This window comes from Vibrio sp. 10N.222.54.A3, assembly GCF_041474095.1.
Lineage (GTDB): Bacteria > Pseudomonadota > Gammaproteobacteria > Enterobacterales > Vibrionaceae > Vibrio > Vibrio crassostreae_C.
Window position 1 is genome coordinate 42,312 of record NZ_JBFRTN010000054.1, and the last position, 12,421, is coordinate 54,732.

General features: G+C 45.0%; 8 protein-coding genes. All 8 read right to left on the reverse strand.

Going from position 1 to position 12,421, the window contains the following annotated elements; all coding sequences use genetic code 11:
* Window positions 1–151: 151 nt before the first annotated feature.
* The 8 genes from rpoC to secE all read right to left on the reverse strand — a co-directional run bounded on the left by rpoC (window position 152) and on the right by secE (window position 12,172).
* The gene (gene rpoC / locus AB4507_RS12360; RefSeq protein ID WP_017060527.1) at window positions 152–4,354 is read right to left on the reverse strand and encodes a DNA-directed RNA polymerase subunit beta'; all 4,203 of its coding nucleotides are present in this window, start codon (window positions 4,352–4,354) and stop codon (window positions 152–154) included.
* A gap of 92 nt (window positions 4,355–4,446) precedes the next feature.
* Entirely contained in the window at window positions 4,447–8,475 is a 4,029-nt protein-coding gene (rpoB, locus tag AB4507_RS12365) for a DNA-directed RNA polymerase subunit beta (RefSeq protein WP_017065638.1), read from the reverse strand.
* Between the two features lie 235 nt (window positions 8,476–8,710).
* Window positions 8,711–9,079, reverse strand: a complete 369-nt coding sequence (rplL, locus tag AB4507_RS12370) for a 50S ribosomal protein L7/L12 (protein ID WP_017060525.1) — start codon at window positions 9,077–9,079, stop codon at window positions 8,711–8,713.
* A gap of 57 nt (window positions 9,080–9,136) precedes the next feature.
* A complete protein-coding gene (gene rplJ, locus AB4507_RS12375; RefSeq protein ID WP_017060524.1) occupies window positions 9,137–9,631 on the reverse strand; it encodes a 50S ribosomal protein L10 in 495 nt (164 codons plus the stop codon).
* A gap of 250 nt (window positions 9,632–9,881) precedes the next feature.
* Complete coding sequence (gene rplA / locus AB4507_RS12380; RefSeq protein WP_017068866.1) at window positions 9,882–10,586, reverse strand: 50S ribosomal protein L1; 705 nt, start codon at window positions 10,584–10,586, stop codon at window positions 9,882–9,884.
* Between the two features lie 4 nt (window positions 10,587–10,590).
* Window positions 10,591–11,019, reverse strand: coding sequence for a 50S ribosomal protein L11 (rplK, locus tag AB4507_RS12385; protein ID WP_010435555.1), 429 nt, complete (start codon window positions 11,017–11,019; stop codon window positions 10,591–10,593).
* Window positions 11,020–11,232: 213 nt separating this feature from the next.
* Window positions 11,233–11,781: a transcription termination/antitermination protein NusG gene (gene nusG, locus AB4507_RS12390; RefSeq protein ID WP_010435556.1), complete on the reverse strand. Its 549-nt coding sequence runs from the start codon at window positions 11,779–11,781 to the stop codon at window positions 11,233–11,235.
* 13 nt (window positions 11,782–11,794) lie between these two features.
* Entirely contained in the window at window positions 11,795–12,172 is a 378-nt protein-coding gene (secE, locus tag AB4507_RS12395) for a preprotein translocase subunit SecE (protein ID WP_010435558.1), read from the reverse strand.
* Window positions 12,173–12,421 lie beyond the last annotated feature (249 nt).

Consider the following 12,421-nt stretch of genomic DNA (forward strand, 5'->3'; position numbering starts at 1 on the left):
AAAGAGCACTCTTCAGGACATAAATCCAACCTCACCAGCTAGATAAGCACACCTATCACTTTATAAGTCATAGCTAAATACCAATACGCCAGATACAAAAAAGGCACCCGAAGGTGCCTTTTTCTTATCTCTTAGAGACTACTCGTAGAGCTTACTCTTCTGAAGAGAAACCAGCGTTTAGAAGTGCTGCTAGATTGTCAGTAGCTTGTTCAGCTGAAGGACCTTCTTGCTCTTCTTCACGTTGTTTTTGACGCTCTTGGTGGTATGCGAAACCAGTACCAGCTGGGATCAGACGACCAACAATTACGTTCTCTTTCAGACCGCGAAGGTCATCACGCTTACCAGAAACCGCAGCTTCTGTTAGTACGCGAGTCGTTTCTTGGAACGATGCAGCTGAGATGAATGACTCAGTTGCAAGAGATGCTTTAGTAATACCTAGTAGATCACGTTCGAAACGTACTAGTTCTTTACCTTCAGCTTCTAGCTTACGGTTAGCAATCTTAACATTGTGGTACTCAACTTGTTCGCCAGGTAGGAACGGAGAGTCACCAGAATGAGTGATTGTACACTTACGTAGCATTTGACGAACGATAGTCTCGATGTGCTTATCGTTAATCTTTACGCCTTGTAAGCGGTAAACTTCTTGAACTTCGTTCGCGATGTACTGAGTTACTGCGTGGATACCACGTAGACGCAGGATATCGTGTGGAGTTTCAGGACCGTCGGCGATTACATCACCACGTTCAATCTTCTCACCTTCGAACACGTTCAATTGACGATGCTTAGGAATCATCTCTTCGTAAGCGTCACCGCCTTCACGAGTGATTACTAGACGACGCTTACCTTTCGTTTCTTTACCGAAAGACACAGTACCTGTGTGCTCAGCAAGGATCGCAGGCTCTTTAGGCTTACGAGCTTCGAATAGGTCAGCTACGCGTGGTAGACCACCGGTGATATCTTTGTTTCCGCTCGATTTTTGAGGGATACGAGATAGTGTGTCACCGATGCCAACTTCAGCGCCATCTTCGATGTTTACAATCGCTTTGCCAGGTAGGAAGTAGTGAGCTGGCATATCAGTACCAGGGATCATTACGTCGTTACCTTGCTCATCAACAAGTTTGATAGCTGGACGCATATCTTTACCTGCTGCTGGGCGAGCTGCTGCGTCTGTAACTTCACTTGAAGAAAGACCCGTTAGATCGTCAGTTTGACGAGAAACTGTAATACCATCGATCATATCTACGAATTGGATACGACCTGCCACTTCAGTGATGATTGGCATGGTATGCGCTTCCCAGTTAGCTACAACTTCACCAGCAGTAACTGCTGCGTTGTCGCCTTTGGTTAGCATCGAACCGTAAGGAAGTTTGTGCTTCTCTTTAGTACGGCCGAATTCATCAATAATCGTCATCTCAGATGCACGAGAAGTGATAACCAGTTTCTTATCTTTGTTAACTACGAACTTAGCATTGTGAAGTTTCACAGTACCTGTTGTCTTAGCTTGGATGCTGTTCTCTGCTGCTGCAGTAGATGCCGCACCACCGATGTGGAACGTACGCATCGTTAGCTGTGTACCCGGTTCACCGATAGATTGTGCAGCGATAACACCAACTGCTTCACCTTGGTTCACTAGGTGACCACGTGCTAGGTCACGACCGTAACACTGTGCACAACAACCGAAGTCTGCATCACAGGTAACAACAGAGCGCACTTTCATGCTATCTACTGAGTTGTCTTCCATGATTTGACACCACTTCTCATCAATCAGAGTATTACGTGGAATCAGTACATCTTCAGTACCAGGCTTAAGAACGTCTTCAGCTACTACACGACCTAGAGCAAGCTCAGAAAGTGCAACTTTAACGTCACCACCTTCGATGTGAGGCATCATGTCGATACCTTCATGCGTGCCACAGTCATGTTCGTGTACTACAACGTCTTGAGCAACGTCTACTAGACGACGAGTTAGGTAACCCGAGTTTGCTGTTTTCAGTGCTGTATCCGCAAGACCCTTACGAGCACCGTGCGTTGAGATAAAGTACTGAAGGACGTTTAGACCTTCTTTAAAGTTCGCTGTGATCGGCGTTTCGATGATTGAACCATCTGGACGCGCCATCAGACCACGCATACCTGCTAGCTGACGAATCTGAGCTGCAGAACCACGTGCGCCCGAGTCGGCCATCATGTAGATGCTGTTGAACGATTCTTGCTGTTCTTCTTCGCCGTCACGGTTGATAACTGTTTCAGAAGATAGGTTATCCATCATTGCTTTCGCAACGCGGTCATTCGTAGATGCCCAGATATCGATAACTTTGTTGTAACGCTCACCCGCAGTAACAAGACCAGATTGGAATTGCTCTTGGATTTCGCGAACTTCTTCTTCAGCAGATTCAATTTCATCGTATTTCGCTTGAGGTACAACCATATCGTCGATACCTACAGAAACACCAGAAAGTGCAGCGTATGCAAAACCTGCGTACATGATTTGGTCAGCAAATACTACTGTATCTTTTAGACCAAGCTTACGGTAACACTCGTTAAGAAGAGTAGAGATCTGCTTCTTACCTAACTTTTGGTTAACGATGCTGTACGGTAGGCCAGCTGGAACGATTTGCCATAGCATTGCACGGCCGACAGTTGTATCAACCATCTTCGTTTCAGTAGTGCTGTTACCATCTTCGTCTACTACAGTTTCGGTGATACGTACTTTAACGCGAGCGTGTAGCTCAGCAGTCTTAGTACGGTATGCCTTTTCAGCCTCAGCAGGGCCAGCAAGGTACATACCTTCGCCTTTCACGTTGATCTTGTCACGTGTCATGTAGTAAAGACCCAATACAACGTCCTGAGAAGGTACGATGATCGGATCACCTGACGCTGGCGACAGAATGTTATTCGTCGACATCATCAGTGTACGTGCTTCAAGCTGTGCTTCTAGAGTTAGAGGCACGTGTACCGCCATTTGGTCACCATCGAAGTCGGCGTTGTATGCCGCACACACTAGTGGGTGAAGCTGAATCGCTTTACCTTCGATTAGTACTGGTTCAAACGCTTGGATACCTAGACGGTGAAGTGTAGGTGCACGGTTAAGCAGTACTGGGTGTTCGCGGATTACTTCGTCCAGGATATCCCAAACGATAGCTTCTTCGCGCTCTACCATCTTCTTAGCAGCTTTGATTGTCGTAGCCATGCCACGAGTTTCTAGCTTGCTGTAGATGAACGGCTTAAATAGCTCAAGTGCCATCTTCTTAGGAAGACCACACTGATGTAGACGAAGGTATGGACCTACTGTGATTACAGAACGGCCAGAGTAGTCTACACGTTTACCTAGAAGGTTCTGACGGAAACGACCTTGTTTACCCTTGATCATATCAGCAAGAGATTTCAGAGGACGCTTGTTAGAACCAGTGATAGCACGACCACGACGACCGTTATCTAGAAGTGCATCAACAGACTCTTGCAGCATACGCTTTTCGTTACGTACGATGATGTCCGGAGCAGCTAGCTCTAGAAGGCGCTTCAAACGGTTGTTACGGTTGATCACACGACGGTAAAGGTCGTTCAGATCTGAAGTCGCAAAACGACCGCCATCTAGTGGTACTAGAGGACGTAGATCTGGCGGCAGAACCGGAAGTACAGTCAGAATCATCCATTGCGGATCGTTACCCGATGCAATGAACGCTTCAACTAGCTTCAGGCGCTTAGTAACTTTTTTACGCTTAGTTTCTGAGTTAGTCGTTTCTAACTCTTCGCGCATTTCTTCCACTTCTTGATGAAGGTCCATTGTTGCAAGCAGATCTTTGATCGCTTCAGCACCCATCTTAGCAGTAAATTCGTCACCCCACTCTTCTAGACGATCCAGATACTCTTCTTCAGTAAGCATCTGAGATTTTTCTAGATCAGTCATACCTGGTTCAGTTACTACGTACATCTCGAAGTAAAGAACACGTTCGATATCACGTAGAGGGATATCCATTAGTAGACCGATACGAGACGGCAGTGATTTTAGGAACCAGATGTGAGCAACTGGTGAAGCTAGCTCGATGTGGCCCATGCGGTCACGACGAACTTTAGTTTGTGTAACTTCAACGCCACACTTCTCACAGATAACACCACGGTGCTTCAGGCGCTTGTATTTGCCACAAAGACATTCGTAGTCTTTAACTGGACCAAAAATACGTGCACAGAACAGACCATCACGTTCAGGTTTGAACGTACGATAGTTAATTGTTTCCGGCTTTTTAACTTCACCAAAAGACCATGAACGGATCATGTCTGGTGAAGATAGACCGATTTTGATTGCATCAAATTCTTCGGTCTTATGCTGTGCTTTTAGAAAGTTTAATAAGTCTTTCACATTCAGCTCCTGTAAGGAGTTAAAGGAGCTCACTGCTGTAGCAAGCTCCCTTTTACCAAATAATCCTATCTTCTTTTAAAAAGAAGGAGGGATTACTCTTCGTCTTCTAGCTCGATGTTGATACCTAGCGAGCGAATCTCTTTCAACAGTACGTTGAACGACTCAGGCATACCAGGTTCCATGCTATGGTTACCGTCTACGATGTTCTTATACATCTTAGTACGGCCGTTAACGTCATCTGACTTAACTGTTAGCATTTCTTGTAGAGTATATGCAGCACCGTATGCTTCTAGTGCCCATACTTCCATCTCACCGAAACGCTGACCACCGAACTGAGCTTTACCACCAAGTGGTTGCTGAGTTACTAGGCTGTAAGAACCAGTTGAACGAGCATGCATCTTGTCATCAACCAAGTGGTTCAGTTTCAGCATGTACATGTAACCAACAGTTACAGGACGCTCAAACGAATCACCAGTACGACCATCAAACAGTTTAAGCTGACCAGATTCTGGCAGATCACCCAGTTTAAGTAGTTCTTTGATTAGAGACTCAGAAGCACCGTCGAACACAGGAGTAGCAATTGGTAGACCGCCACGTAGGTTCTTGATCAGTGTACGAACTTGATCATCAGACAGTTCAGCAATATCAACTTTCTGACGAGTATCACCAAGATCGTAAACCTTCTGTAGGAACTCACGGAACTTATGCAGTTCTTGTTGTTCCTTAACCATTTGGTTGATCTTGTCACCGATACCTTTCGCAGCCAAACCTAAGTGAACTTCTAGGATCTGACCGATGTTCATACGCGATGGTACACCCAGCGGGTTAAGTACGATGTCTACAGGCTGACCTTTCTCATCGTATGGCATGTCTTCAACAGGGTTAATCTTAGAGATTACACCTTTGTTACCGTGACGACCGGCCATCTTATCACCAGGCTGGATACGACGTTTAACCGCTAGGTAAACTTTAACAATCTTAAGAACGCCAGGCGCTAGATCATCACCTTGAGTGATTTTACGACGCTTAGTTTCAAACTTCTTATCGAAGTCTGCTTTTAGCTCATCCCACTGCTCAGCAAGTTGCTCAAGCTGTGTTTGTAGCGCATCGTCTTCTAGAACTTGCTCTAGCCATTGCTTACGACCGATAGTATCAAGCTTAGCTTCAGAGTAACCACCAGACAGAAGTACAGCTTTAACACGGTTAAGAAGGCCACCCTCAAGAATTTGGAACTCTTCAGTTAGGTCTTTCTTAGCTTCTTTAAGCTGCATCTGTTCGATTTCAAGTGCACGCTTGTCTTTCTCTACGCCATCGCGAGTGAAGACTTGTACATCGATGATAGTACCCGAAACAGAGTTTGGTACACGTAGAGAAGTATCTTTAACATCAGATGCTTTCTCACCGAAGATAGCACGTAGTAGCTTCTCTTCAGGAGTCAGTTGAGTTTCACCTTTAGGGGTTACTTTACCAACTAGGATGTCGCCACCCTTAACTTCAGCACCAATGTAAACGATACCTGACTCGTCTAGTTTAGACAGAGCAGACTCACCTACGTTTGGAATATCAGCTGTGATCTCTTCAGAACCCAGCTTAGTATCACGAGCCACACAAGATAGTTCTTGGATGTGGATTGTCGTGAAACGGTCTTCTTGAACTACGCGCTCAGATACTAAGATCGAGTCTTCGAAGTTGTAACCGTTCCAAGGCATGAATGCGATACGCATGTTTTGGCCAAGAGCTAGTTCACCAAGGTCTGTTGAAGGACCATCAGCAAGAACATCGCCACGTGCAACTGGTTCACCAGGAAGTACAGTTGGACGTTGGTTAATACATGTGTTTTGGTTCGAACGCGTGTACTTAGTTAGGTTGTAGATATCGATACCAGCTTCGCCAGGTACCAATTCATCTTCGTTAACCTTAACTACGATACGAGAAGCGTCTACAGACTGAACTTGACCACCACGTTTAGCAACCGCTGTAACACCAGAGTCAACTGCGATGTTACGTTCGATACCAGTACCTACTAGAGGCTTATCAGCCTTAAGTGTTGGTACAGCTTGACGTTGCATGTTGGCACCCATCAATGCACGGTTCGCATCATCGTGTTCTAGGAACGGGATAAGCGAAGCAGCGATAGATACTACTTGGTTTGTCGCAACGTCCATGTAGTCAACGTGATCGCGTGGGTGAAGACCAGATTCACCTTTTTGACGAGCTGTGATTAGCTCATCTGCAAACGTACCTTCTTCAGTAAGAATGGTGTTTGCTTGCGCGATTACGAATTGACCTTCCTGGATTGCAGACAGGTAATCAACTTCTTCTGTTACTACACCATCTACTACACGACGGTACGGAGTTTCTAGGAAACCGTAATCGTTACAACGTGCAAACGCAGATAGTGAGTTAATTAGACCGATGTTTGGACCTTCAGGCGTTTCGATCGGACATAGACGACCGTAGTGAGTTACGTGAACGTCACGTACTTCGAAGCCTGCGCGCTCACGAGTAAGACCACCAGGACCTAAAGCAGAGATACGACGTTTGTGCGTAACTTCTGACAATGGGTTGTTTTGGTCCATGAACTGTGAAAGCTGTGAAGAGCCAAAGAATTCTTTAACTGCAGCAGAGATCGGCTTAGCGTTGATAAGATCTTGAGGCATGATTGCATCAAGGTCACCAAGGCTTAGGCGCTCTTTAACGGCACGTTCTACACGAACTAGACCAACACGGAATTGGTTTTCTGCCATTTCACCTACAGAACGGATACGACGGTTGCCAAGGTGGTCGATATCGTCCACTTCACCAATACCGTTACGGATACCAATCAGTTTCTTCATCACTTCGATGATGTCTGATTCATCCAGAGTACCGCGCTCTTCTTCTTCTTCACGCTCGATAGAGCTGTTGAACTTCATACGGCCTACAGTTGATAGGTCGTAACGTTCTTCAGAGAAGAATAGGCTTTCGAATAGAGACTCTGCAGCTTCTTTCGTTGGTGGCTCGCCAGGACGCATCATGCGGTAGATTTCTACCAATGCAGAGATGCGATCTACTGTGCTATCTGCACGTAGAGTGTCTGACATGAATGGACCGTGATCTAGGTCATTCGTGAACAGAGTTTGTAGAGACTTGTGACCTGCTTGAGACAGGTTAGCAAGTGCTTCTAGGCTAATCTCTTGGTTCGCGCCAACGATGATCTCGCCAGTTGCTTCATTGATGTAATCTTTAGATGCAACTTTACCAACGATGTACTCTACTGGTACTTCGATGTGCTCAACGCCATCTTTTTCAAGTTGACGGATATGACGAGCAGTAACACGACGACCAGTCTCAACGTAAGTTTTTCCGTTTGCTTCGATGTCGAATGACGCAGTTTCACCACGTAGACGATCAGGAACCAACTCCATAAGAAGAGTTTGGTCTTTAACTTCGAAGTTCACCTTGTCGAAGAACAGATCTAGGATCTCTTCAGTCGATTTACCAAGTGCACGAAGAATAATCGATGCTGGTAGCTTACGACGACGGTCGATACGTACGAATAAGTTATCCTTAGGATCGAACTCAAAGTCTAACCATGAGCCACGGTAAGGAATTACACGTGCGTTATAAAGAACTTTACCTGATGAGTGGGTCTTACCCTTATCACTGTCGAAGAACACGCCTGGGCTTCGGTGCAGCTGGGATACGATAACCCTCTCGGTACCATTAATTACGAAAGTACCATTGTCTGTCATAAGCGGAATTTCGCCCATGTAGACTTCTTGTTCTTTAATGTCTTTTACAGTACCTGCTGGTGCATCTCGATCAAAGATAACTAGACGTAGTTTTACGCGTAGTGGCTTTGAGTAAGTAACACCGCGGATTTGACATTCTTTAACGTCAAAAACTGGCTCACCAAGACGGTAGCTAACGTATTGCAGCTCAGAATTGCCGTTGTAGCTCTGAATTGGAAATACAGAACGGAAAGCAGCTTCAAGACCGTATTGACCTTCTGGATCCTGTTCGATGAATTTGTCGAAAGAATCAAGCTGGATCGATAACAGGTATGGAATGTCCAAAACTTGTGGACGAGTACCAAAATCCTTACGGATGCGCTTTTTCTCGGTATAAGAGTAAACCATGGGGTTCCTCAGCTCGCTGATAAGTGACCCAAACCACCCAAAACACTCTTCAGAGGGGGTGGTGACAAACAGCTGTTTAGTGGTAGTGAACAATCATTTCGAAAAAATGACTGTTTTTTTGCTCGGATTATGACGGTTAAACAGCGGAAATTTCGCCATAGCCCTACAGCGCAAAAAGGCCGGTGGTTAATAAACCACCAGCCATTAGCCTTGCGGCTATGAAATTAAGTAATAATTACTTGATTTCAACAGAAGCGCCAGCTTCTTCTAGCTGTGCTTTAAGAGCTTCAGCTTCAGCTTTGTCAACGCCTTCTTTAAGCGCTGCAGGAGCTGAGTCTACAAGACCTTTAGCTTCTTTAAGACCTAGGCCAGTTGCGCCACGTACAGCTTTGATAACTTGTACTTTGTTAGCGCCAGCAGCAGTTAGGATTACGTCGAATTCAGTTTGCTCAGCAGCAGCGTCGCCGCCAGCTGCGCCACCAGCTACAACTGCAGCTGCAGCTGAAACGCCGAATTTCTCTTCCATAGCTTCGATAAGCTCAACAACTTGCATTACAGACATTTCTGCAACTGCGTCTAGGATTTGCTCGTTAGTAATAGACATAACAATTCTCTTTTAAGTCAACAATAAGTTTAATTTGCAACCAGTGAAAAGCAAGGCTTAAGCCGCTGCTTCTTCTTTTTGGTCACGTAGTGCAGCGATAGTACGAACCAGCTTGCCAGCAGAAGCTTCTTTCATGCACATCATTAGGCGTGCGATAGCTTCGTCGTAAGTTGGTAGTGTCGCTAGTACTTCAGCATCAGTAACTGCGCCTTCAAATGCAGCAGCTTTGATCTCGAAATCTTTGTTCTCTTTAGCGAAGTCTTTGAAAAGACGCGCTGCAGCACCTGGGTGCTCGTTAGAGAACGCGATCAGAGTTGGACCAGTGAAAGTGTCTACTAGACACTCGTAGTCTGTACCCTGAACCGCACGGCGTGCTAGTGTGTTACGAACAACTTTCATGTAAACACCCGCTTCGCGAGCTTGTTTACGTAGAGAAGTCATTGCGCCAACTTCAACGCCACGAGAATCAGCTACAACTGCAGAAAGTGCACCACTGGCAGCTTCGTTGACTTCAGCAACAATTGCTTTTTTGTCTTGAAGATTTAAAGCCATTTGGATTAACCTCTGGTTGTGATTACAGCACCCAATACAAAATGTATTGAGCGTTTACGATGTTATTTAAAAATGAATAAATCCACTTCAAACCACAACATCGCCTACGTAGGTTTTATTAAGCTATCAATAATCTAATGAAAATCGACAGCGCCTACGGTCTTGGGATAGATGATTTCAAATTGCTTTAAAACCACCCAACCACAAATATTAGGCGCAGAAGTATACACTAAATCTGCGCCTAAGCAAATTAGTTTGCTTGAGTATCAAGACTAGCTTGATCAACAGCAACACCAGCACCCATCGTAGTAGAGATGCTTACTTTCTTCAGGTAAGTACCCTTAGCTGAAGAAGGCTTAGCTTTCTTAAGAGCAACTAGAAGTGCTTCTAGGTTCTCTTGAAGCTGGCTAGCTTCGAAAGATGCTTTACCGATAGTAGTGTGGATGATGCCGTTCTTGTCGTTACGGTAACGAACCTGACCAGCTTTAGCGTTCTTAACCGCTTCAGCAACGTTAGGAGTTACAGTACCAACTTTAGGGTTTGGCATAAGGCCGCGTGGACCTAGGATTGTACCTAGTTGACCAACAACACGCATTGCATCTGGAGAAGCAACAACTACGTCGAAGTTCATTTCGCCTTTTTTCACTTGCTCAGCAAGATCTTCCATACCAACGATATCTGCGCCAGCAGCTTTAGCAGCTTCTGCGTTTGCACCTTGAGTGAAAACAGCAACGCGGATGTCACGGCCAGTACCGTGAGGTAGCACAGTTGCGCCACGAACGTTTTGGTCAGATTTACGAGCATCGATGCCTAGGTTAACAGCAACGTCTACAGACTCAACGAATTTAGCAGTCGCTAGTTCTTTTAGAAGAGCAACAGCTTCGTTGATTTCGTATTCTTTAGTTGAGTCAACCTTGTCGCGGATTACGCGCATACGCTTAGTAAGTTTAGCCATGATCTTATCCCTCTACCACTAGGCCCATTGAACGAGCAGTACCAGCAATAGAACGTTTCATTGCTTCGATGTCAGCACCAGTCATATCAGCAGCTTTAGTTTCTGCGATTTCCTGAACTTGAGCGTCAGTAACAGTACCAACTTTCTCAGTGTTTGGACGACCTGAACCAGACTTAACGCCAGCAGCTTTCTTAAGAAGAACAGCAGCAGGTGGAGTCTTAGTTACGAACGTGAAAGAACGGTCGTTGTAAACAGTAATAACTACTGGAGTAGGTAGACCTTTCTCAACAGATTCTGTTTTTGCGTTGAACGCTTTACAGAATTCCATGATGTTCACGCCGTGTTGACCTAGAGCAGGACCAACCGGTGGACTTGGGTTTGCCATACCAGCTGCAACTTGCAGTTTGATATAAGCTTCAACTTTCTTAGCCATGATATTTCCTAATATTTTGGGTACATGCGCTAGCCGCAAGGCGAGCTCCCCATAAATTCAATTAACTCTTTTTCACTTCCACAGAAGCAAAAAGGCGCGAAATTATAATCATAATTCGCGCCTTTAACAACCCTAAAAAGGTGATTTTTTATACTCTTTTATTTTGAACAACTTATGAAGTATTTATCCACAGCTTGTTCAAAACTTAGAGTTTTAGTCCAGTTTTTCAACCTGACCAAATTCAAGCTCAACCGGTGTTGCACGACCAAAGATCGATACAGATACCTTAATGCGGCTTTTCTCGTAATCTACTTCTTCAACAGTACCGTTGAAGTCAGCAAATGGACCATCGTTCACACGAACCACTTCACCCGCTTCGAACATTGTCTTAGGACGTGGAGACTCGCTCGCTTTCTCTAGACGGTTCAAGATAGCATCAGCTTCTTTATCAGTGATTGGTGCAGGACGATCAGAGGTACCACCAATGAAGCCCATAACACGCGGAATGCTGCGTACTAAGTGCCATGATTCATCATTCATGATCATTTGAACTAATACGTAGCCAGGGAAGAATTTACGTTCACTTTTACGGCGTTGGCCTGCACGCATTTCCACTACTTCTTCAGTAGGTACTAGCACATCGCCAAATAGTTCTTCCATGTTGTGCATTTTAATATGCTCGCGTAGCGACTGTGCAACACGACCTTCAAAGCCAGAAAAGGCTTGAACTACATACCAACGTTTTTTTGGAGCTTCACTCATGAATCAGAACCCTCTACACCCCAGTTGCTAGAGAAACTAGACGGACCATAATGCCGTCAATTCCCCAAAGCACTAGAGACATAACAATACATACAGCTAAAACGATCAATGTAGTTTGCATAGTTTCTTGGCGAGTAGGCCAAACAACTTTACGAATCTCCATACGAGATTCTTTTGCAAAATCGATCGCAGCTTTACCTTTAGTTGTTGTTGCTGCAACGCCTAGTGCGGCAGCAATCAGCACAACTACACCTGCAGCGCGAATTACAACAGACAATTCACCATACAGGTAATTACCCACAACAGCAGCAGCCAACAGAACAAAAGCGACAATCCACTTCATTGTATCTGCTGCACCTGAGCTATCAGGAGTTTCAGCGTTTGCTTTCATAAAACCAACCTGTGATAAGTCTTAAATATAGACGACAATAACCCCGCTGTTGCAGGGCACATTCCTTTGCGTTGCAAAACAACACATCTAACAGTCATTTTAGTCAAAAAGACCGTTTAATTCTTTGCTAAGAGCAAAAATCGATGTCAAAACATCCAACTCTTTTTTTAGCGCAGAAAAAGGGCATCAAATGATGCCCTTTTTACTAGTGGTTCGTCAAATCTTATGCAAAGATTTTAGCTACAACAC

Bases quoted from the DNA above. Each gene is read 5' to 3' on its own strand.
- rpoB (WP_017065638.1), bottom strand. From the start codon at position 8,475: ATGGTTTACTCTTATACCGAGAAAAAGCGCATCCGTAAGGATTTTGGT.
- rplL (WP_017060525.1), bottom strand. From the start codon at position 9,079: ATGTCTATTACTAACGAGCAAATCCTAGACGCAGTTGCAGAAATGTCT.
- rplJ (WP_017060524.1), bottom strand. From the start codon at position 9,631: ATGGCTTTAAATCTTCAAGACAAAAAAGCAATTGTTGCTGAAGTCAAC.
- rplA (WP_017068866.1), bottom strand. From the start codon at position 10,586: ATGGCTAAACTTACTAAGCGTATGCGCGTAATCCGCGACAAGGTTGAC.
- rplK (WP_010435555.1), bottom strand. From the start codon at position 11,019: ATGGCTAAGAAAGTTGAAGCTTATATCAAACTGCAAGTTGCAGCTGGT.
- nusG (WP_010435556.1), bottom strand. From the start codon at position 11,781: ATGAGTGAAGCTCCAAAAAAACGTTGGTATGTAGTTCAAGCCTTTTCT.
- secE (WP_010435558.1), bottom strand. From the start codon at position 12,172: ATGAAAGCAAACGCTGAAACTCCTGATAGCTCAGGTGCAGCAGATACA.